Source organism: Thermococcus waiotapuensis, from assembly GCF_055384795.1.
The window spans coordinates 476,073-497,316 of sequence record NZ_AP042429.1; the positions used below are offsets into that span (position 1 = coordinate 476,073).

The 21,244-nt window shown below is 51.5% G+C and carries 22 protein-coding genes; 21 read left to right on the plus strand and 1 reads right to left on the minus strand.

Annotated elements, in window-relative coordinates:
• Position 1: 1 nt before the first annotated feature.
• The 16 genes from ACZ47M_RS02690 to infB all read left to right on the plus strand — a co-directional run bounded on the left by ACZ47M_RS02690 (position 2) and on the right by infB (position 16,511).
• The gene (locus tag ACZ47M_RS02690) at positions 2 to 511 is read left to right on the plus strand and encodes a hypothetical protein (protein WP_315339785.1); all 510 of its coding nucleotides are present in this window, start codon (positions 2 to 4) and stop codon (positions 509 to 511) included.
• Between the two features lies 1 nt (position 512).
• The gene (gene truD, locus ACZ47M_RS02695) at positions 513 to 1,763 is read left to right on the plus strand and encodes a tRNA pseudouridine(13) synthase TruD (RefSeq protein WP_315339788.1); all 1,251 of its coding nucleotides are present in this window, start codon (positions 513 to 515) and stop codon (positions 1,761 to 1,763) included.
• Between the two features lie 76 nt (positions 1,764 to 1,839).
• Positions 1,840 to 2,211 carry a 50S ribosomal protein L7Ae gene (gene rpl7ae, locus ACZ47M_RS02700; protein WP_010477285.1) on the plus strand — a complete coding sequence of 124 codons (372 nt, stop codon included), beginning with the start codon at positions 1,840 to 1,842 and terminating at the stop codon, positions 2,209 to 2,211.
• Positions 2,212 to 2,289: 78 nt separating this feature from the next.
• Positions 2,290 to 2,505 (plus strand): 30S ribosomal protein S28e, encoded by a 216-nt coding sequence (locus ACZ47M_RS02705; RefSeq protein WP_315339791.1) that lies wholly within the window; start codon positions 2,290 to 2,292, stop codon positions 2,503 to 2,505.
• A gap of 2 nt (positions 2,506 to 2,507) precedes the next feature.
• Positions 2,508 to 2,711 (plus strand): 50S ribosomal protein L24e, encoded by a 204-nt coding sequence (locus ACZ47M_RS02710; protein ID WP_315339794.1) that lies wholly within the window; start codon positions 2,508 to 2,510, stop codon positions 2,709 to 2,711.
• A gap of 301 nt (positions 2,712 to 3,012) precedes the next feature.
• Positions 3,013 to 3,843 carry a hypothetical protein gene (locus ACZ47M_RS02715; RefSeq protein ID WP_315339795.1) on the plus strand — a complete coding sequence of 277 codons (831 nt, stop codon included), beginning with the start codon at positions 3,013 to 3,015 and terminating at the stop codon, positions 3,841 to 3,843.
• Positions 3,844 to 3,856: 13 nt separating this feature from the next.
• On the plus strand, positions 3,857 to 5,470 hold the full coding sequence (locus tag ACZ47M_RS02720) for a CGP-CTERM sorting domain-containing protein (protein WP_315339796.1): 1,614 nt from the start codon (positions 3,857 to 3,859) through the stop codon (positions 5,468 to 5,470).
• Between the two features lie 138 nt (positions 5,471 to 5,608).
• The gene (locus tag ACZ47M_RS02725; RefSeq protein ID WP_315339797.1) at positions 5,609 to 6,481 is read left to right on the plus strand and encodes a hypothetical protein; all 873 of its coding nucleotides are present in this window, start codon (positions 5,609 to 5,611) and stop codon (positions 6,479 to 6,481) included.
• Positions 6,478 to 8,085, plus strand: a complete 1,608-nt coding sequence (locus tag ACZ47M_RS02730; protein ID WP_315339799.1) for a CGP-CTERM sorting domain-containing protein — start codon at positions 6,478 to 6,480, stop codon at positions 8,083 to 8,085. The genes ACZ47M_RS02725 and ACZ47M_RS02730 overlap by 4 nt, the downstream gene beginning before the upstream one ends.
• A 139-nt stretch (positions 8,086 to 8,224) precedes the next feature.
• On the plus strand, positions 8,225 to 9,115 hold the full coding sequence (locus ACZ47M_RS02735) for a hypothetical protein (protein ID WP_315339801.1): 891 nt from the start codon (positions 8,225 to 8,227) through the stop codon (positions 9,113 to 9,115).
• Positions 9,112 to 10,698: a hypothetical protein gene (locus tag ACZ47M_RS02740; protein ID WP_315339802.1), complete on the plus strand. Its 1,587-nt coding sequence runs from the start codon at positions 9,112 to 9,114 to the stop codon at positions 10,696 to 10,698. Before ACZ47M_RS02735 ends, ACZ47M_RS02740 begins: the two co-directional genes overlap by 4 nt.
• Complete coding sequence (locus tag ACZ47M_RS02745; protein ID WP_315339804.1) at positions 10,695 to 11,450, plus strand: hypothetical protein; 756 nt, start codon at positions 10,695 to 10,697, stop codon at positions 11,448 to 11,450. The genes ACZ47M_RS02740 and ACZ47M_RS02745 overlap by 4 nt, the downstream gene beginning before the upstream one ends.
• Positions 11,447 to 11,896, plus strand: coding sequence for a hypothetical protein (locus tag ACZ47M_RS02750; RefSeq protein WP_315339807.1), 450 nt, complete (start codon positions 11,447 to 11,449; stop codon positions 11,894 to 11,896). The genes ACZ47M_RS02745 and ACZ47M_RS02750 overlap by 4 nt, the downstream gene beginning before the upstream one ends.
• A complete protein-coding gene (locus tag ACZ47M_RS02755; protein ID WP_315339810.1) occupies positions 11,880 to 12,569 on the plus strand; it encodes an ABC transporter ATP-binding protein in 690 nt (229 codons plus the stop codon). The genes ACZ47M_RS02750 and ACZ47M_RS02755 overlap by 17 nt, the downstream gene beginning before the upstream one ends.
• Before the next feature lie 41 nt (positions 12,570 to 12,610).
• A complete protein-coding gene (gene ndk, locus ACZ47M_RS02760; RefSeq protein WP_315340910.1) occupies positions 12,611 to 13,135 on the plus strand; it encodes a nucleoside-diphosphate kinase in 525 nt (174 codons plus the stop codon).
• Between the two features lie 109 nt (positions 13,136 to 13,244).
• Positions 13,245 to 16,511 carry an intein-containing translation initiation factor aIF-2 gene (gene infB / locus ACZ47M_RS02765; RefSeq protein WP_315340912.1) on the plus strand — a complete coding sequence of 1,089 codons (3,267 nt, stop codon included), beginning with the start codon at positions 13,245 to 13,247 and terminating at the stop codon, positions 16,509 to 16,511.
• 266 nt (positions 16,512 to 16,777) lie between these two features.
• Here the strand turns inward: infB and rlmD are convergent, their stop codons facing one another.
• Positions 16,778 to 18,070, minus strand: a complete 1,293-nt coding sequence (gene rlmD / locus ACZ47M_RS02770; protein WP_315339813.1) for a 23S rRNA (uracil(1939)-C(5))-methyltransferase RlmD — start codon at positions 18,068 to 18,070, stop codon at positions 16,778 to 16,780.
• 85 nt (positions 18,071 to 18,155) lie between these two features.
• Between rlmD and ACZ47M_RS02775 the strand changes: the two genes are divergently transcribed.
• From ACZ47M_RS02775 to ACZ47M_RS02795, 5 genes are all read left to right on the plus strand, one after another.
• Positions 18,156 to 18,332 carry a zinc ribbon domain-containing protein gene (locus tag ACZ47M_RS02775; RefSeq protein ID WP_464883409.1) on the plus strand — a complete coding sequence of 59 codons (177 nt, stop codon included), beginning with the start codon at positions 18,156 to 18,158 and terminating at the stop codon, positions 18,330 to 18,332.
• Positions 18,333 to 18,377: 45 nt separating this feature from the next.
• Positions 18,378 to 19,382 (plus strand): glyoxylate reductase, encoded by a 1,005-nt coding sequence (gene gyaR / locus ACZ47M_RS02780; RefSeq protein ID WP_315339816.1) that lies wholly within the window; start codon positions 18,378 to 18,380, stop codon positions 19,380 to 19,382.
• Between the two features lie 80 nt (positions 19,383 to 19,462).
• Complete coding sequence (locus tag ACZ47M_RS02785) at positions 19,463 to 20,284, plus strand: PfkB family carbohydrate kinase (RefSeq protein WP_315340915.1); 822 nt, start codon at positions 19,463 to 19,465, stop codon at positions 20,282 to 20,284.
• A 55-nt stretch (positions 20,285 to 20,339) separates the two neighbouring features.
• Positions 20,340 to 20,885 carry an NUDIX domain-containing protein gene (locus ACZ47M_RS02790; protein WP_394356270.1) on the plus strand — a complete coding sequence of 182 codons (546 nt, stop codon included), beginning with the start codon at positions 20,340 to 20,342 and terminating at the stop codon, positions 20,883 to 20,885.
• Positions 20,875 to 21,231 carry an Mth938-like domain-containing protein gene (locus tag ACZ47M_RS02795; RefSeq protein WP_315339819.1) on the plus strand — a complete coding sequence of 119 codons (357 nt, stop codon included), beginning with the start codon at positions 20,875 to 20,877 and terminating at the stop codon, positions 21,229 to 21,231. The genes ACZ47M_RS02790 and ACZ47M_RS02795 overlap by 11 nt, the downstream gene beginning before the upstream one ends.
• Positions 21,232 to 21,244 lie beyond the last annotated feature (13 nt).

The following is a 21,244-nucleotide window of genomic DNA, read 5'->3' on the forward strand; positions in this document are numbered from 1 at the left end:
TATGAACCGGGAGGTCGTCATAGTAACCGAAGACACATATGGAGGGGAGTTCTTTAAGAGGCTCATAGACCGGCTAAAAAAGGAGGGGTTAGCGAATATTGAGTTGAAAAAGCTTTCGGGGAGGAGAAACCCTATTCACGCCCCTTATCTATGCAACTCAAAGCTGGAAAAAATCCTCCGTGCATCCGAGCTTTCCAAACCGGATTTTATACTCCTCGTATACGATGGAGATGGCCCATCGAACTACGCATCTCGGAAACAAGACGTGGAGAAACACATCCCACACAGCATCGAAACACCTGTCAAAATCCTTCTCTTTGAGTATGAAATTGGGAGGTGGGTGTGCAGGAGCTTAGGCTATAACTGGACAATCAAACCCTCTGACGAGCTAAAACGACGTGAAGGATACGCCAAACATAAGCTACCCGAGTACGTGGACAAGCTTGACTTCAATAAGCTGAGAAATAACTGCAAATCATTCCGGGAATTCCTGAAAATCGTGGGGGAGTAGAATGGACTACCGCGAGTTCTTTTCCCAGTTCCAATACTTAAGCGAGAAGCCTGGAATCGGTGGCAGGATTAAGGTTTTCCCCGAGGATTTTGTGGTAGTTGAGGAACCGCTCCCCCAGATATTTGAGGGGGGCAAGCATGCCATATTCCTCCTCAAAAAGCGCAACTGGGAAACCATGGCTGCGGTAAAGGAGATAGCCAAGCGTGCTGGAATAAGGCACAGCGACATTGGCTTCGCCGGAACAAAGGACAGACACGCCGTGACCTATCAGTACATAAGCGTGCCCGCACAGGCCAGGGAGAAAGTTGAGGGCGTTCAAATAAGGGATATTGAGCTAAGGTTCGTCTCCTACGGGAAGTTCATCAAGCTCGGCTACCTCGTGGGAAACCGCTTCAGGATAATAGTCCGCGACGTTAATGGGGAAGCCTTTGAGAGAACCCGGGAAATAGTGAGGGAACTCAGGGAAAAAGGCGGTTTCCCCAACTATTTTGGCCACCAGCGCTTCGGGGAAAGGCGCGTTACCAACCATCTAATAGGAAAGCTACTCCTTCAGGGGGACTTCGAAGGGGCGGCAAGGCTCTTCCTCGGCGCCCACGAAGGTGAAATGGAGGGGGATGAGGCCAGAAGACGTTTCTGGGAGACCGGTGATGTGGACAGAGCGCTTGAGGAGTTCCCGAACTTCCTGAGGTACGAGAGGGCTATGCTTCACCGCTACAAGGAAACGGGGAGCTGGAAGAGGGCCTTCCTGGGCCTTCCTCTCCCGATAATGCGCATCTTTATTCACTCTTACCAGAGCTACCTCTTCAACCTCTACATTTCGAGGCGCATTGAGGAGGGGTTGCCCCTAAACGAGGCACTGGTTGGGGATATCGTTGTCCAGGTGAAAGGGGGAATTCCCTACCGCGACAGAACCTACCGTGTAACCGAGACAAACGTTGATCTTGTCAATGAGAAGATAAGGAAACACCAGGCCATGGTTTCAGGCCCCCTCTTCGGCTTTGCCATGAGGAGGGCCAGGGGACTACCCGGAAGACTCGAAGGGGAAATACTTGAAGAGGAGGGGCTTTCACTCGAGGACTTCAAAAGGCTCCCGAAGCAGATGGCAGAGCCGGGGGGAAGGCGGGAACTCCTGATTAGGCCTTTAGGGCTGACCTACGGCTACGTTCCGGGGAAGGGCATGTGCCTTCGTTTCTTCCTCCCCAAGGGTGTTTACGCCACCAGCGTACTGAGAGAGATCATGAAGGACCACTGAAGGAAAGGTTTAAAAACGGAATCCGCTTCCCTAACTTGACAACCGGATGAACGATGAGGTTTCGGAGGGATGAAGGATGGCGAAGCCGAGCTACGTGAAGTTTGAGGTTCCAAGCGAGCTTGCTGAGAAGGCCCTTGAGGCCGTTGAGCTCGCTCGCGACACCGGAAAGATAAGGAAGGGCACGAACGAGACCACCAAGGCCATCGAGAGGGGTCAGGCAAAGCTCGTTGTCATCGCTGAGGACGTTGACCCAGAGGAGATAGTTGCCCACCTCCCGCCGCTGTGCGAGGAGAAGGAGATCCCGTACATCTACGTCCCGAGCAAGAAGGAACTCGGCGCTGCTGCCGGGCTTGAGGTTCCAGCTGCCAGCGTTGCCATAGTTGAGCCCGGCAAGGCCCGCGAGCTCGTCGATGACATTGCCACGAAGGTCAGGGAGCTCATGAAGTGAGCTCCTTTCCCTTCATTCACTTAAAGATGTTTAAGGTGACCTTTAGCGCGGAGAGTTTTGAGTTTAGGGGTGTGAGATATGAGCGACGGGGAAGTCTTCCCTTCCGAGGTAATAGAGATCATTGGAAGAACCGGCGTCACCGGCGGAGTTACTCAGGTCAAGGTTAGGGTCCTTGAGGGGCGCGACAAGGGCAGGGTCATAAGGAGAAACGTCAAAGGCCCGGTCCGCGTCGGCGACATAGTCATCCTCAGAGAAACCGAGCGTGAGGCAAGAGAGATCAAAGGGAGGAGGTAAACATGGCCCGCTGGAACGTCTGCTCCTACTGCGGAAAGGAATTCGAGCCGGGAACTGGGAAAATGTTCGTCAGGAACGACGGCAGAGTCCTGTTCTTCTGCTCCAGCAAGTGCGAGAAGCTCTACTTTATGGGCAGGAACCCGAGAAAGCTCAAGTGGACCAAGGCCTTCCAGGAGGCCCGCATCCAGAGGGCCAAGGGGGAGTGATTTCTTTTTTACTTGGGCAACTTTCCCGTTTTCGTTAAAAGATTTCTCCAGTTGTTGAAGGGAGAGGGCTTAAAACCTGCCCTGAGGTTGGAGCCTTAAACGTCTACGGTCAGCCTTCTCGGTGTTGAGTTTGTTTACTCTCGCGGTGAAGAGGCGGGGATAACACCTGTTTTGGCTGGTAGAATTTTTTAATATTTTGCTCAGTAACTTCTGCCAGTCGGTTTTGTGATGCACTTGATGATAGAAAACTTTATAAGTCTAAGGCACGAGATAAAATTGCAAACTCCTAAGGTGTGTGGCCATGAAGAAACTCCTGGCATTGCTGGGAGTATTATTGTTAGTACCTACCATAGTAACACCAGCAGTCGGAGCAACAAACGTAAGCACTAAGTTGTCAGACTATGTAGTGATAAGCCAGAATACCTCCTGGTCCGGGGCAAATTACTATACTCTATTCAGGACTCTAAGCACAACTGCGGGTGGTACAGTGGTTAACGTTTCAGTGACAGTTGATTGGGATGGGCTGGCAGTCGCGGAACTCTTTGTGATGGCACACAGCAGAGACATAAAAACCAACACAGGAGATACAGAGCACTTTATTGAGGCTATTGGGTCTGCATTTTTCGGGGAGGGTAGCTATCATGCCTTCTCAGATCCCACCGGATACGGATATGAGAAGTTCTGGGTAACTCCCAGTAGAATGGTGTTCTACGGAGGACATGGTACCACTCAGATAAGCAGGACATACACTATTTCGGTGTATGCACAGTCCGAGGAAGAAGCGAAGGCAGAGATAAAAGCAGGTTTTGATGAACTTGGGATCGAGGCATCGGTCTCTGCCATAACCTCGGTCAAAGTGGGGGAGAAAGTGGAGTATACTGTAACCGTTACAGCAACAGTCTACCAGCACTACTGGGATACTGAGTACGTAGGATCTCTCAATTTCTTGTATCATATAACTAATCCAAACCCCGGCCCAATCGCACTCTCAAAGCAAGTTGGGGTATCAGGAACAACATCATACGACATGTATAGAGAAAAACCCTTTGACTTTCAGGAGATGGGCTATATATACAGCTATGAGGATGTTGATATGGAAACCCAGGGCATAACTGGAGAAATGGTAAGTTAATGGGGTGTTACACATGAGAATGGAAAGAGGTTTTGCCACTATTTCTCTCCTTTTCCTTCTTTTTATTCAGACGTTCTTAACTGCCCCAGCTTTTGTCTCGGCTCAAGATACCGACCAAAACGGGAATATAACGTTCCCAGTCGTTATCTGGCCGTTGAACGAAAGCTTCAAAGCGGTACCATACCACGTAGACGGTTGCGTTCTATATCGGGAAAACAGAACCTTAGGGGATACTATCAACTCAACTTCAGCGGTCTCTGTTAAGGGAAACATCTACGTTAACTGCAAAAATGTCACCGACCTCAGCATTGCCATGGCGGGAAGAGAAAGTGAAACAGAAGACAACTACACAACGACAACGGTAATGCTCAACATTTATATGAACACGCCGTTCCCGGAGATTGAAGAACTCCTCTCCGAAAATCTGACAATAGAATACGACTATTACAACGAGAGTTATGCCCTTGTAGAGGTAACTTTTTCCAACTTAACGGTCTCTCCGGACATAGGGCGGGTATTCGGCTCTTTCGATCCGGCCCAATACGGGTGGCCACGGGAGATAAAACTCTCGTTTCTCGTGAACAGGAACAACGGTGACTCCTACCTGATTGATAACGGTTCGAAGAGGTACGTTGGAACCCTCCCGCTTCTGATGCCCCAGTTTGATATCGTGAACTACCTCAACAGTGCGGTTAAAAACGCATGGGATTTTGTTCAGGAGGTGAAGGCTAACCCCTGGGTGATTGAGAACATAATAAACAAGGCGAAGATGAGCTCTGACCCGACTACATCATCGACGATAATATCCAATGCGACGTTAAACTTCACATACAGGATATTCAGCGTTAAGGGCATCTACCTTGGGCTACCAATAGAACTGGCTGCAGAGGGAAACGGGTTCTCTGTCTATGCACCCATGGTTAACTTCTGGGTAACCATGCCCACTCCATGGGTGGACATAAGCAATATACTCAGCAACGACACGAAAGAGGCCATCATAAAATATATCGAAACGGGAAATTCCGACGCGCTTGAGAGTTCAATAAGACGTACTCTGTACCTGAAAAAGTTGTATTTACCGAGTTTATTCACAAACCATTTAATTGCTACTTACATTCCACCGAAACCGGGGGACATTATTGTTCTGCCTCTGAGTAGAGAGTACGAAGAGCAATTGAACGCATCCTACATTCTGTTCCGCATTACTTTGGGCTCAGGTCAGTACCTTCACGTTAAGTACGACCCCAGAGTCCTTGACCCTCAGAAGGCAGAGGAAGGGTGGAAGAGATACGGCTCCTGCGTTCCACTCATGGAGAGCGACCTCTTCCGGAGCCTCTCAGACTTCATGAACGACGCATTTACAACGGGGAAGATAAACCAGACCAAGCTTGATAATGTTTACCTGACAGTCAAGGAGGATGTAAACAAATGTCTCGGTCAGAATGATTCTGAGATTGGCGGGGGTTCTCTACCGCAAGAGAACACTACCCCTCAGGGAACGGCAGGCTCCAGTTCAACTCCAGTAGCTCCTCATGAGACATCTGCACACAATAAGACAGGCATCTGCGGTCCCGCCTTCCTCGTGGTGTTGAGTTTGTTTACTCTCGCGGTGAAGAGGCGGGGATAACACCTGTTTTGGCTGGTAGAATTTTTTAATATTTTGCCCGATAACTTCTGCCAGTCGGTTTTGTGATGCACTTGATAATAGAAAATCTTATAAGTCTAAAGCATGAGATAAAATTGCAAACTCCTAAAGGGTGTGGCCATGAAGAAACTCCTGGCATTGCTAGGGGTATTATTGTTAGTAACGACAGCAATGCCGGCAGTGAGCGCCCTTAGTGCAAGTCTGGTTGACAGGGTAGAATACATTGGCTCAGTAAACTGGTTTAATGCCTCTGATGTCGTACCTAAAAACATGGACACAATCGCAGGTGGCTATGTACAGGATGTCCGCATTTACCTGCCGTGGGATGACCACGTAGTTGCAAGCGACGAGATACTAACCCACGATTTAGTTTTTCACACAGACGATGGAAAAGACCTCTTTTATGTAACTGCCATTGGAGCAACTGACTACAACAGGGGCACATACACCCAGATCAATCTTATTGCTACGGGATGGGAACGCTACTCAGTTTTTTTCCCGGAGGACGGTTATAGTAAGCACAATGTTTACGCAGGTCCCACCGGTGGAACTTCGACCTCGACAATCCGCGTTACCGTTTCAGCAACTGACGAAGCCTCAGCAAAGGCTGAAGCTGAGATGAAAGTTAAGGCCGGACTGGAGCTTCTGGGTTCTGGCATTGAGAATTCTATCTCATTATCCGCAGAGGTCGTTGAACGCATCAGTGAAACTAAAGAATTTGTTGTTGAAGTGAGCTTCACACAGGCACAGTACCGCTTTGAAGTTGGGTACCAGGGATATCTAACCCACACTCTAAATGAAAAGTGCAAGTTCTTCTGCCCAGTCTCTGCCAGCTTCAGTGAGTTGCCTTCGGATAACATTTACACAAAGATAGAAACCAAGCCTTTTGAGTTAAACCTTGTTTTCATCTTCTGGAGCTTTCCAAGTGGGGTAGACTACAACAGCCTTGGACTTGGGGAACTTCCAATAGTCTACGAGGAGGTGAACAAATGAAGAGAGTTTCCCTGGTTATTTTCCTTTTTCTTGTTTTGTCTTTCTCCCCCATAATTGGAGTCTCCTCGGCTCAGGATTATACTCCAATTCCGATATTTTTCTGGCCGATGGAGGAGAACTTCTCGATGATCCCTGTAATGGCTCCCCACTGCTATCCCCTCTATTTTGGACTGCAACCGGTTGAGATCGAAGACAAAACCTACGCCCTGATCTCCGCTACGGCTTACACCGGCTGTTCAAACGTTTCAAGCCCAGCAGTTAAGATTCTTGGGGTACAGTCTTTCAACATGACATTTAATGGGGTAGATGGAACATTCAAAAGTATAAAAGTCGCTTACTATACCCCGGAACCCTACAGAATAGCCCTCGACCTTAAAACCACCAACATGACAATCACCTACCGGCCTTACAACTCAACCTACGAGCTCGTTCTTGTGGATATTTCCAATATCACCTTAGGGCCACAATCATCAGCGGTACTCAAGACGTCTGATCCCGGCGTCGTTGGCTGGCCAAGAGAGCTCCATCTGAAGTTTTTAGTCGATAAGGTTACCGGTGAGGGCTACTTCCTGGAAAACAGTGAAAGGAAGTACCTCGGACTCTTCCCGCTTTTCCCTGCACCGTATTTTTCACCAGAAAGTTACGTTGAGAGCATCCTAAAGAGAACTCGCGAGTTCATTTCAACCGTGGAAGCAAACCCCTGGGTCGTTGAAGAGATTCTCAACAAGGCCAAGGTGGAGACCGATCCGTTAAAGGTCAATGAATACTTTCAGGGGTTCGCCATGAACGTTACAACAAACATACTTACTCCGCGCTACAGCTACCTCGGCAATCCAGCAGTTGTTGTTTTTGGTTACCCTAAAGACAGTTCAAACAGTATCACCGTTGTCCTGGATTTTGTGTCCTGGGTGAGGGGGCCTTACGGCGTTGCCACACTTACGGGTGGTCCCATGGTGGTTAACCGGAGTGTGGCCAGGGAGGTTCTCCGAGAGTACTTAGAAAACGGAAACCCCGATCCTCTGAAAGACCTAATTTTAAAAAATGCCTTGAAACACACTGTTAATCCAGGCCTTGCATACGAAATTGGTGAGGGATTCGCAATTGTTGACTTTTATATACCCCCGAGCACAGGAGGAATTTTAACGCTTCCTCTTCCATCGGGTTTCAACGGGTCATACATTCTCATAAAACCATTCATAAATGGCTCAGAACCTTTCCTTCACGTTAACTATGACTCCTCCCTTTATCGCCCGGAAAACATCAGCGAAAGATGGAAAACTCTCGGCCAGTGCATGCCCTACCTCCGATCGGAGATTTTATCCAAAATCCTGAACATCCTGAACAACGTTTCCACAGTGGAAACGTTCAACGCATCCTCCTTTGAAACCCTCTACCCCTTTGTCGAGGGGAAGCTCAGAGAGTGTGGTTTCAACCTAGCTGAAGGGAACTTGCATACACTGACTTCCAGCTTTAACCCGGGGAACGGTTCACTAGGCAGGAGTCCAACTGAAACACCGAAAACAAACACAAAGAAAGGCATCTGCGGTCCCGCCTTCCTCGTGGTGTTGAGTTTGTTTACTCTCATGGTGAAGAGGCGGGGATAACACCCGTTTTGGCTGGTAGAATTTTTTAATATTTTGCTCAGTAACTTTTCCTGGTTGGTTTCGTGATACACCTCAAAGATAGAAAACTTTATAAGTCTAAGGCACGAGATAAAATTGCAAACTCCTAAGGGGTGTGGCCATGAAGAAACTCCTGGCATTGCTAGGGGTATTATTGTTAGTAACGACAGCAATGCCGGCAGTGAGTGCAACTGGGGTACCTACTGTAGATACAGTGATGTACTTTAAGAGCCAGAGCTGGAGCGGACTTGATCAGAAAAGCATATACGAGCCACTAACACCTCTTGTTGGCTCCGAGACTATAGGGCCGATAGGAATGACCATCCCCTGGGACGGTCTGGACGTTATAAGTGCCGGCATCCTTGTGCACGGTCCTGTCTATGACCTCACAGAGCAATCCGGGAAGAAGTTCATGGTAGTAACAAAAATCGGGGCAACAGACTATGGAAGGGGAGTTTACGAAGAGTTCAGCGACCCCATGGTCAGCGGATACGAAAGGTACGGAGTTCAGCTCAATAAACATTATTATACTGCCGGAAAAGCCGGAACCGTTGATTACAAAGTCGTGTACATTGTCACGGCCTCCAGCGAGTACGAGGCCGAACAGAAGGTTGAGGCATCACTCGGGGCATCGGTTCCTGTAGTAGAGGGACTCTTCAGCCTTGAGGCTGGAGTTGATTACTCGATAACTAACGTCTACAAGACATCCCAATCTTACACGTATGGCGTCGAGGTAACGTTCCACAGGCACGTCTACTACGCCGAAATTGAGTTCAACGGAAACCTTACGAGAACCGTTTTACAAAAGTGCAACCTTAGATTCTGCCCGCTCTCGGCGAAACCGACCCCCTCGATTGAAAGTAAAACATTCGCACCGGAATTAACCTATCATTACACTTACTTCCGTGACTTTGACCTCAGCAGTGGGATGCTCTTCTTTATCGGGTCAGAAACCGTTTATGGACTCGGGGATTATGTAATTCCCCTCAACTTTGAGGAGGTGAAGGGATGAAAAAGCCCCTCCTCCTTTTATTTTTCGCCCTCCTGATAACCTCAAACTATGCCTCTGCCCAGGTGAACGTTTACCCCCTCACAGATGACTTCAAGATGATACCCTACCCCCTGCCGGAGTGCGCTCAAATAGACTTGATCCGAATGCTCGTCTATCAAGTGAACGACACCTACTGGATAGGCGTGAACGGCCCCATACTGATCGGCTGTCCTGGAGTTGATAACGTGACAGTCGAGATACGCGGTGTTGAGAACTTCACTTACCCCGAGTACACCGTTACCGTAATAAACGCCACCGTCAAAACTGGACAGAAGGAGTACTGGCCACTTGGTCTGATGACGAGGGGGATAACAATAGACTACGAGAGATACAACGAAACCCACGAGATTGTCACGGTGGAGATAAGAGGAATGGAGATGTACTGGTCTTATGGGATTGAAGACTACATCTACCACAGCCTCAACCCCCTTGACTACGGCTTTCCGGCGAATATGACGATAAGGCTCCTCATAAACAGGCTTACTGGGGAGGGCTACCTCCTCGACAACGGGACGAAGAAGTACGTCGGAATAACTCCGTTCTGGCATCCGCTAATGAACCCCGAGTATTTTCCCAAATCCGTGTTGCACAACCTCAGGGACGTTCTGAACCAGATCGAATCCAACCCATGGGCAGTGGAAAACGTCATCCAGAGGGCCAAGTTGTCTAAGGATGTGAGAGAGTCCCTGGAGTTAATAAGCTCCCTGGCCATGAATATAACCGAAAGTGTTATGCGCTCCAGTTTCACCTACTTGGGCAGAACGATGTTCCTGGACTACTACACAAGCCGCCCGAACTTCATAATGCCCGTAAATGACACTTACCTGATAAGGACTTACGTGACTGGGAGCCCGAATTTACCTACCAGGATAAACAACATGTCTGCAGGCGAATACGTGGGAAAAGTGCTCATGGACTACTTAAAGACAAAGAACGAGAGCGAACTCAGGGAACTCATACTGATGGACATCTTCCATGGGGAGGGTTATCTACCCGTTTTGTATGCCGGATGGCGTGACAAAATTGTGGCCATAGACTTCATGCTTCCGCCGTCTACAGGTTCCAAGCTTCTGATCCTTCCTCTTCCAACTGACTACGCCAAGGCCTTCAACGCCTCATACCTGATGCTAAATTTTGTATGGATAAACAACGACACCATCGTCATCAAGTACGATCCCACTCTCTACACTCCAGAAAAACTTCTAGGAGGATGGGGAAAGGTCGGGGCCTGCAGCGGGCTGATTCGTCAAACTCTGATAAACGATTTTATGAACACGTTCGCAAAGTTTGAAGAGACCGGTGTAAACACTTCGGCACTCGAAAAAATATATTCAGACGTTGAGTCCCAGCTCAGAAACTGTGGCTTCAATCTAACTGAAGAGAACTCCCACCCAACTGCTTCCAGTTCTAACCCAGTGGACAGTTCAACAAATTCAACTCTGAGCAATACGTCAGAAAGAGAGAAAAATAACAAAGGCATCTGCGGCCCCGCCCTGCTTCTAGCTCTCTCGACGGTTCCGCTAATGAGGAGGCTGAAAAAATGAAGGCCCTGTTAAAGAACTCCCTCTCCGATTACCTTTGGGTTGAGATAGTGGCGGTCGTTTTGGCCGCTGTGATAGTGGGTGCAGTAACGGCCTACGTTTCGGCGGATTCGATATACAAGGCTTCCATAATCGGGGGCTCGATAACACCGATCATGGGTGCCCCCGGACAGCTCTCAGGCCAAGGAGAAGAGAAGGCTCCCTCCTACTATGCCCAACGCTACATGGAGATAAAAGAGCGCATAACTGGGATATTCGGTTCCCTCGTCTGGTCCAACTCCGGGTTGTTATCCTCAGTTTTTGGAATAGCCGCTATGGTGGCCCTCTTTCCCTTCGTCTACAGGCTCAGGACTTCCTTCGTGCCCTTGCTGTTCAGAGAACGCTCTGGGCCCATTAAGCTCGGCCTAACCGGTCTTTTGCTGGCCTTGCTTCTCTTACTCCCCCTCTTCCTATCAGCATCTTTTCCCCTCGTGCTGGTCGCCAGGAACTGGCTCTCTGGGGTAAGCCTTTCGTCGGTAATCCTCCTCAACGGGATTTTGTGGGCCCTTCTACTCATGCTCTCGGTCTCTATTTACTCAACCTACATCCTTTGGGGGAGGCTTGACCTTTCCCTTGTCTTCACTCTGCTGCTGGCCTTCGGCCTCTCGGGCAAGCTTTCCTTCGCTTGGAAGACAGTGTGGATTTACCTGGCGACTTCAGTGGGCTTAGTTGTCGTTATGGTAGTCGTACTCCAGAGGAGGTTGATGAGCGTATGAGGTGGTCTAAGACCCTAGCCTTAATTTTTCTGTTGTCTCTCCTTTCCTCTGCCCTGGTTGCCTCAGTGGGCATATCCTACTGGAGCTCGCTTAGACCGGATATGCACGCTGAAATAAGGCTTGACAACGCGGAGTCTCTCCTGAAGTTCGGAAATGCAGTGAACAAAAACGTAACCTACGACTTTGACCTCTTCTGGCCCATGAAGCCCGGCTTAACCTCTTTGAGCCTGCACATTGAAGGCATAGCATGCAACAATGAGAACTATAAGATAACAGTTGTCACAATGAATGGGAGACAACTTGAGGGGAGCGGACGGGTTGAGTTTGACATCGAGAGGAAGGATCCTTTCTTATACTTCCACGTCCACCTCAACCTCCCCAGCTCGTGTACTGTTCTTCCTGGCAAAAACGATCCGGTGGTGGTGATAGATGCCAAAGTTAAATGACGTTGTGGTCAGGACCAGCAATCTCACGGTAAAGTTCCGCTACAACGTGGCCCTGGATAACTTGAACCTAGAGATAAACAGGGGAAGAACTCTTCTGCTTGGCTCCAACGGTAGCGGCAAGACCACGTTGATGAGGGTTCTTTCCGGGCTCCGCAGGCCAACTGAAGGCTCAGTTGAGGTTCTCGGTTTGGATCCCTTTAAAGAGCCCTCAGAGCTTTACTCCAGAGTGCTCTATGTGAGGGATATTGAGGATTTACCGTACATGATGAGGGTTTCGACAGTCGTGGAGCTACTCTCCGATGTCTATGGGAGCGATAGAGTTGAAAAGGCAGTTAAGACCCTGGGGCTGGAGGAGCATCTCTTCAAGCGTATTGGGGAGCTTTCAAAGGGTTTAAGACGCAGGGTTTCAATGATAGAACCATTGTCCAGCAAGGCTGAGCTAATCATGATGGATGAGCCCCTCAGCGGCCTCGATGCTGAGAGCAGGGTGATAATAGCAAAGGCCCTCTCCAATTTTCCCAACAACATTAGTCTTATTATAGCGAGCCACATTCCCCTTGGCCTCGGTATAGACCAGATGGTCGTTCTAGAGGGAGGCAAGTTAACTTACGACGGGCCTTACAATGTGGATGTCGCTAAGAAGTATCTCACCTGGATGGATGCCCTCACCTAAACCTTTTTTAAATTCCGCTCGGACTAACTTAGGTGTTCCCGATGGCCGACAGAAAGATTGAAAGGACCCTCGTTATTCTGAAGCCGGACGCAGTAGTTAGGGGCCTGATAGGGGAGATAATCTCCCGCTTTGAGAGGAGGGGCCTTAAAATCGTCGGAATGAAGATGGTATGGATTGACAGGGAGCTTGCCGAGAAGCACTACGAGGAGCACAGGGGCAAGCCCTTCTTTGAGGGCCTGATAGATTACATCACAAAGGCCCCGAGCGTCGTCATGGTCGTCGAGGGCAGATACGCGGTAAGCGTCGTTAGAAAGATGGCTGGATCAACTGACCCGAAGGATGCGGAGCCCGGGAGCATAAGGGGCGACTACGGCCTCGACGTTGGCAATGCGATCTACAACGTCATTCACGCCTCGGACAGCCCCGAAAGTGCGGAGAGGGAGATAAACCTTTACTTCAGGCCTGAGGAGCTTTTTGAGTACTGCAAGGTCTCGGACTGGTTCTACCACACCCACGCAAGGGCAAAGAAAGAATATCTGGACAGCACGAACTGCCTGGAGCGCTGAACTTTCTTTCATCTTTTCCTCAAGACCTCTTCTCGATTGGTTCCTCCCCACCACGAAACGCCGAACCCTTTAAAAGCACTCGAAGGAGTTAGGCTCAGAGGTGAGGAAAATGACCAAGAGGATCAGGCAGCCAATCATCGCGGTTCTGGGTCACGTTGACCACGGCAAGTGCCTGCTTCCGGAGGAGAGGGTAGTGCTCCCAAGCACCGGAATTGTCACGCTCAAGGACCTCTTTGAAATGGGCAAAGGAGTCGTTGAAAAGGACGGGGAGAAGGAGGTAAGGCTTCTCAGGCAGGTTGTTGTTGGGGCGGTCGGGGACGGAAGGCTCTCCCTCCTTGAGAGCCCCTACGTCTGGAGGGTGAGACACAGGGGCAAAATCTTAAGGGTCAGGCTTAAAAACTGGCACGGCGTTGGCGTAACACCAGAGCACCCGTTTTTGACCACGAGGGGATGGGTGAGGGCTGACCAGCTAAGGCCTGGAGACTACGTTGCCGTTCCGAGGTTCATCCATGGGAACGAAGACAGGGAGGTCTTTCTTTCCTACGTATCTTCAAAGGTTCCAAGGGAGTGGCCCGTGGCAAAGCCCGATGGAGAAGGCTTAAAGCTCCCCGGGACGGATGAGGAGTGGAAGGCCCTCTTTTACTTTGCAGGGCTTATTTTCGGTGGTGGCACTCAGAAGATAGCGAACAACGACGTTGAAGTCTTTGAGAGGCTTAGGAAGCTTGAGGCCCTCGGAGTCGAGCTTAAGCGCATTAGAAGGGAAACATCATGGGGGATAGAGTTAAGGAAGAGCAAAAACGCCCTTCTAAGTCTTCTCAGGCACCTCTTCGAGTTTCCAGGGGAGAAGGCCAGCGGGACAAGGGTGCCCAACGTCCTCTTCATGGCACCGAGGGAATACGCCGCCGAGTTCCTGAGGGGCTACTTTGACGCCGATGGCCACGTGAGCCTGAAGGACGCAAGAATCGAGGTTACCAGTGCCTCCAGGGGGTTCATTGAGGGTCTCTCGCTCGTCCTCCTTCGCTACGGCATCGTTTCAAAGATACACCGCTCTGAATACACCACGTTGGTGATCTCCGGAAGGAGAAACCTGCTGGCCTTTGAGGAGCACGTCGGCTTTACTGTGAGGGAGAAAGCCGAGAGGCTTAAGCGCGCCATAGAGAAGAGCAAAAATAGCGAGCCTTATCCAGTCTTTGAGGAACTCAGGAGGCTTAGACTGCTCTTCGGGTTTACGAGGGCAGAGCTCAACTCGTTTGTGCCCTTCTACAGCAAATATGAGGGCAAAGAAGCACCCAGCTACGAGACGCTGATGAGAATACTCGATGCCATAGAGAAAGGCTCACCAGCACTTCAGCACAAGTTGGCGGCCCTTCAGGGTTCAGGGGATCACAGCCACCTGAGGGCCCTTGAAAAGGAGGGCCTGATCAGGGATGGAAGGCTGACTGAGCTCGGAAGGGAGCTTCTCGAGGTCTGGCGCAACAGGGAGTTCGACTCCAGCGATGTGGAATACCTCCGCAACATAGCCGAGAACTTCGTTTTCATCCCGGTCGAGGCTGTTGAGGAAGAGGAATACGACGGCTACGTCTACGATTTAACGACAGAAACCCACAACTTCGTGGCTAATGGAATACTCGTTCACAACACGACGCTCCTCGACCACATCAGGCACACGAACGTAACAGGAAAGGAAGCGGGTGGAATAACCCAGCACATCGGTGCGACAGAGGTTCCGATAGATGTGGTCAAGCAGCTTGCCGGACCGCTCATCCAGCTCTGGAAGGGAGAGATAAAGCTTCCAGGACTGCTCTTCATTGACACCCCGGGCCACGAGGCCTTCACGAGCCTGCGCGCGAGGGGAGGAAGCCTCGCTGATCTCGCGGTTCTCGTGGTGGACATCAACGAGGGCTTCCAGCCGCAGACGATAGAGAGCATCGAAATCCTGAGGAGGTACAGGACGCCCTTCGTAGTTGCGGCCAACAAGATAGACAGGATAAAGGACTGGAAGATTGGGGAAGACGAGCCGTTTCTGGTGAACATCAAGAAACAGAACCAGAGGGCCGTGCAGGAGCTCGAGACGAAGCTCTGGGAGCTTATAGGGAAGTTCTACGAGATGGGCTTCCAGGCTAACAGGTTTGACAGGGTTCAGAACTTCACGCGGGAACTGGCAATAGTCCCGATATCGGCCAAATACGGAATCGGTATCCCGGAGCTCCTCGTCCTCATAGCCGGTCTTTCCCAGAAGTACCTCGAGGAGAAGCTCAAGGTAGAGGTCGAGGGGCCGGCGAGGGGAACGATACTTGAGGTCAGGGAGGAGCTTGGCCTTGGAACAACCATAGACGTCATAATCTACGACGGAACACTCAGAAAGGACGACATGATAGTGGTTGGCGGAAAGGACAAGGCGATAGTCACCAAAATCCGCGCCCTGCTCAAGCCCAAGCCCCTCGACGAGATCAGAGACCCGCGCTTCCGCTTTGACCAGGTTGATGAGGTTGTTGCGGCGGCGGGTGTTAAGATAGCCGCACCCGGTCTTGAGGAAGCTCTGGCAGGTTCACCGGTGATAGCGGCCCGCTCGGAGGAGGAAATAGAGAAGGCCAGGCAGGAGATCCTCAACCAGATACAGAGCGTCGTCATAAACACCGGAAAGGTTGGGGTCATAGTTAAGGCCGACACCCTCGGCTCCCTCGAGGCCCTGAGCAAGGAGCTGAGCGGGAAGAACATCCCGATAAGAAAGGCCGACGTCGGGAACATCAGTAAAACGGATGTCATGGAGGCATTGAGCGTCAGGGACGAGGACGAAAAATACGGAGTTATTCTTGGTTTCAACGTGAAGGTGAACGAGGACGCCGAGGAGGTAGCGAAGGCCAGGGGCGTTCCCATCTTCGTCGGCAACATCATCTACAAGCTCATCGAGGACTACGAGGCCTGGGTCAGGGCTGAGGAAGAAAGGAAGAAGCGCGAGCTTTTGAAGAACGTTACCTTCCCGGGGGTTATCCGCCTCTACCCGGACGAGCGCTACGTCTTCAGGAGGAGCAAGCCGGCCATAGTTGGCGTCGAAGTCCTCGAGGGCAGGATAAAGCCCGGGGTTACGCTCATCAAGGAAACCGGCGAGAGGGTTGGAACGATAAAGTCCATCAAGAACAAGAACGACTTCGTGCAGGAGGCGAAGAAGGGAGAGGCAGTAGCTATAGCAATCGAAGAGGCCATAGTGGGCAGGCACATCCACCCGGGCGAGACCCTTTACGTTGACCTCAGCAAAAACGACGTCATTTTGCTCGCCAAGCAGCTCAGGGGCGAGCTGGAGGAGACCGACATAAAGGCCCTCAAGATGACGGCGAAGGTTAAGGAAAAGGAGGACCCGTTCTGGAGGGCGGTTTGAGCGGCCTCACTTCAAATTTTCCTCCGGAGGAAATAAGATCGGCTAAGCCCCCTAAACCCGCGAGCTCGCTCTTTCTCTCCAAGTCCCCCAAAATTCTCTTCGTCCCTCTTTCGCTCAGGTCTCTCCACTTGTCCCCGATCCTTTCGGCAAACGCCACGAGGAGTTCGTCTATGTCTCCAATTGCCTGTCCTCTTCCTGCCATAGACCACGGGGAACTCTGCTCTCTCATGTATGTCCTCTCAAGAAACTCCGGTTCGCGTTTTCTGTCAATGAAAGTTGCGGGAGCGATGTCCTCGGTCTCTCCCCACGAGCTCCACAACGGCCTCCACGTGTGGCGTGTGCGGGAACATATCGATGAGAACGGCGTTTTCAACGCTGTAAGCCCTCTTCAAATGCTTCTCGTAGTCGAGTTTGAACGCTTTGGGGTTGCAGGAGACGTAGACGATTTTCTCAACGCCGCTTTTCACGAGAAGCCCGGCCGCTTCCTTCAGCCCCTTCCTCGGCGGGTCGACGATGACGGTATCGTAATCCCCTATCTGCGTCTCCTCTGCTTTCCCAACCCTAAAGACGGCATCGACACCGTTGAGGTCTGCGTTTCTGTTCGCCATCTCCACTGCAAAGGGGTTCAGCTCGAGGCCTTCAACCCTGAACCCTTTCCTCGCAAGCCACACCCCAAAGGTGCCAACGCCTGAATAGAGGTCGAGAACCCTCTCTCCGTCCGTAAAGCCTTCAACGGCCTTGAGGAGGAGTGGTAAAGCGTAGCTGTTCGTCTGGAAGAAGCTGTTGGGGTGAATGAGATAGATGACGTCCCCGATTTTCTCGCGCAGGTAAGGTTCCCCGGCAACGAGCTCCGCCTCGCCCCGCGGGTCGTCCCTTGTATCCCTCTTCAGGCTCCAGTAAAGCGAATCTGCGAAGGAGAAATGGCCCCTGAAAGCCTCTAAAACTTCTTCCGAAGGCTTCAAGTGGGCAATGAGGTTCGCCATGACCTCGCCCGTGAACTTGCCTTCCCTCACCTGGAGATAGTGAATGTCCCCGCTTTTCCCGCTTAAATCCCAGGGCTTGAGGTATGTTTCCTCGAGAAATTCGCGTAAAGAACGGAGGTACTCCATGGTTCTCTTCGAGAAGACGGGGCACTCCCTCAGGTTGACGACGCCCAAAGGATTCCCGTACTCCTTGAGGCCAGTCCCTCCATCGGTCACGATGAAATTGCTGAGATTCCTAAAACCCCAGATCTTCGGCGAGCCCCTGATTTCGGCTTTTATCCCGGTGATCCTCTCAAAAAGCTCCGCCTTTAGCCTGAGCTGCTCCTTATACTTCAACCCCTGCCAGAGGCAACCGCCGCAGGTTCCAAAGTGGGTGCATCTCGCCCCCCCTCTCAGGGGAGACCCCTCGATAAGCTCAAAATCGAGCGCCAGTCTCCTTTCAAAGCGGTGTTTTTTCTTCTTAACTTCCACAAAGTCGCCGGGATAGGCAAAAGGGACGTAGAATCTTCTCCCGCTAACCTCGAGCACGCCGAGGCCGTCGTCGCTGATGCCTGCAACCCTACCTTTCGGGCTCATGTCCCCAGCTTGGGGGAGGTTTTTAAGAAACTTTTCCCGGCAAAAGGCTTTTATATCTCAGCTTCTACTAAACATGGTGGTAACCGTGGAAAAGCGCCAGCTCACGTGTCCCCTCTGCGGTGGAACAGAGTTTCAGGTCGAGGAGGGCAAGCTCGACAGCAAGTGGGGTTTTACAGCCCACAGGGTCAGGGTAGTCATCTGCAAGAACTGCGGCTACGTCATGCTCTTCTACGAGGGGAGGACGATATGGGACTTCGACTGAGTGATAACCCTTAAATTTTCGTTTCTACTTTTCTCCGGTGGTTGGATGAAGCCAAAGGTTTTCATAACGCGCAGGATTCCGGAAAACGGCATAAGCCTTCTCCGGGAGCACTTCGAGGTGGAGGTCTGGGAGGAGGAGCATGAAATACCGAGGGAGCTCTTCCTCGAAAAGGTTCGCGACGCTGACGCTCTGGTTACTATGCTGAGCGAGAGGGTCGATAAGAAGGTCTTTGACAGCGCGCCGAGGCTTAGAATCGTTGCCAACTACGCCGTCGGTTATGACAACATAGACGTTGAAGGGGCGACCAAAAGGGGGATTTACGTCACCAACACACCCGATGTGCTCACGAACGCTACAGCCGACTTCGCATGGGCGCTTCTTTTGGGGACGGCACGGAGGCTGGTTGAGGCGGATAAATTCGTCCGCTCCGGGGAATGGAAGCGGAAAGGCGTTGCCTGGCACCCGCTCATGTTCCTCGGCTACGATGTCTGCTGTAAAACCATCGGAATAGTCGGCTTTGGGAGGATAGGGCAGGCCATAGCGAAGAGGGCAAAGGGCTTTGGCATGAGGATACTCTACAACTCCCGCACAAGAAAGCCCGAAGCTGAGAGGGAGCTTGGCGCAGAGTTTAGACCACTGGAGGAACTGCTCAGGGAGAGCGACTTCGTTGTCCTCGCGGTCCCGCTCACGGAGGAGAGCTACCACATGATAAACGAGGAGAGGCTTAAGCTCATGAAGCAGAGCGCGATACTGGTTAACATAGCGCGCGGGAAGGTGGTGGACACCGGGGCGCTCGTCAAGGCCCTGAAGGAGGGCTGGATAGCCGGCGCTGGCCTGGATGTCTTCGAGGAGGAGCCCTACTACAACGGGGAGCTGTTTGGACTAAAAAACGTGGTTTTGGCCCCGCACCTTGGAAGCGCCACCTATGGAGCAAGGGAGGGGATGGCCGAGCTCGTCGCTAAAAACCTCATAGCATTCAAGAACGGCCAGGTTCCGCCGACGCTCGTGAACAGGGAGGTGGTAAAGGTAAGAAAGCCGGGCTTTGGCTGAGTTCCTTTTAACTCCTCCGGAAATTTCAAGGTCTCCCGCCGGAAGTTGATGGACTGGATCATGCCTGAGCGGTGGTGGACATGGAGTGCCTGGTCGCAGGTCACGTCGTCAGAGACATCATCAGAAAAGGAGGAAAGACCCTCGAACGACTTGGCGGCGGTGCCTACTACTCCGCCCTTGCCCTCTCTAAGTTCTGTGACGTTGAGATACTGACTTCCTTTGCTGACCTACCTGAGGAATGGGTGGACCAGCTGGAGTCAATAGGAAAGCTCAGGGTTGTTCCATCCGATTCCACAACAACTTACGAGCTCACTTACCTGGACGGGAACACCAGGAGACTTAAACTCCTTGACAGGGCTTCCCCTTTGGAAGAATTGCCCTCAAAGCGTTATGATGTTGTTCTGCTGAACCCCGTTGCCTCCGAGATTTCTCCCGATGTGGTTACCCTCGCAAGGGAGCGCTTTTCTCTCGTGGCTGCTGACCTGCAGGGGTTCGTACGCCTGCCAGATCCCGGGCCGGTTAGTTATACGCCCGTTGATGGCTCGGTCTTTAGAGGGCTCTCAATACTGCACTCAGACGCCGTGGAGTTCAGTTACCTCAGGAACTTCTCCCCTGCAGATGTGGAGGTTCTCCTGATTTCCGATGGTCCCAGGGCGGAACGGGCTTTCTTGCGGGGGAAAGAGCATTCCTTCCGTCCGCTTCCCAGAAAAGTGGACGAATCGACTGGGGCGGGAGACGTTTTTCTGGGCTCTTTTACCGGGTTCTATCTTAGCTGTCCCTTTGTCCAGTCGCTGAAGAGGGCTGTTGCCTTTACGGCGCTCTTCCTGGAGAGGAGAAGCGCTGACTTTGCCCTGGATGAAGTCAATGAACTCGCCCTGGAGGTTGAGGTGAAAAGGGTATAAAGCCCAAAGCTTAATCCAATACACCGATGAGGAGACGTCAGCACGCTGAACGGTGATGAGAAGGGACTTCCCCGAGGTGGTTGATATGGAAAGACACGTCCTGGTCGTCAAGGCACCGGACGGTGCCGAGATAGGGCCCTTCGCCGAGGAAGTTAAGCGGCTTGCCGAAAGGCATGGCTTCAGGGCAGAGCTTCACCGCTGCATTGGTCTCACCGTTGATGCCGTCATAATCTACAACAACGGCATCGTTCTCATTAAAAGAAAGAACGAGCCCTTCAAAGGTCACTATGCCCTCCCCGGGGGCTTCGTGGAGTACGGAGAAACCGTGGAGCAGGCGGTTGTGCGGGAGGCCAGAGAGGAGATAGGTTTGAACGTTAGGCCAATTAAGCTGGTTGGGGTTTACTCCGATCCGAAAAGGGATCCCCGGGGACACACAGTTACCGTGGCCTTTCTCTGCGTTGGAGAAGGAGAACTGAAGGCCGGTGACGATGCCGGGGAAGTCTTTGTGTTTCCCGTGGATGAGGCTTTGAAGCTCCCCCTGGCCTTTGATCACGGAGAAATTCTGAGGGATGCCCTTGGAGGGATTGGCCTTGAGGGTTGAGTACCCCTCCTTTGGCAGGATAACCGTGGAAGGAGACGCCTATGGTCACGATATTGTGGTTTATCCAAGCGGGAGAGTTGAAAGACGGAAGAAGTGGGTAAGCAAGGAGAAACACGGTACCAGCCACAGACTTGATCCAGAGGAGCTAAAGGAATACCTTACCGAGGATTTCGACTTGCTGCTCGTTGGAACCGGCATGTACGGGAAGCTTTCCCTTCTCCCCGAGAGCAGAAAGCTGGCTGAGGGGAAGGAGGTCATAGAACTCCCGACTGGCGAAGCGGTGAAGGTTTTCAGCGAGGAGAGCGGGAAGAAAAGGGTTCTGGCGATATTCCACGTTACCTGCTGAACCATTTTTGTGC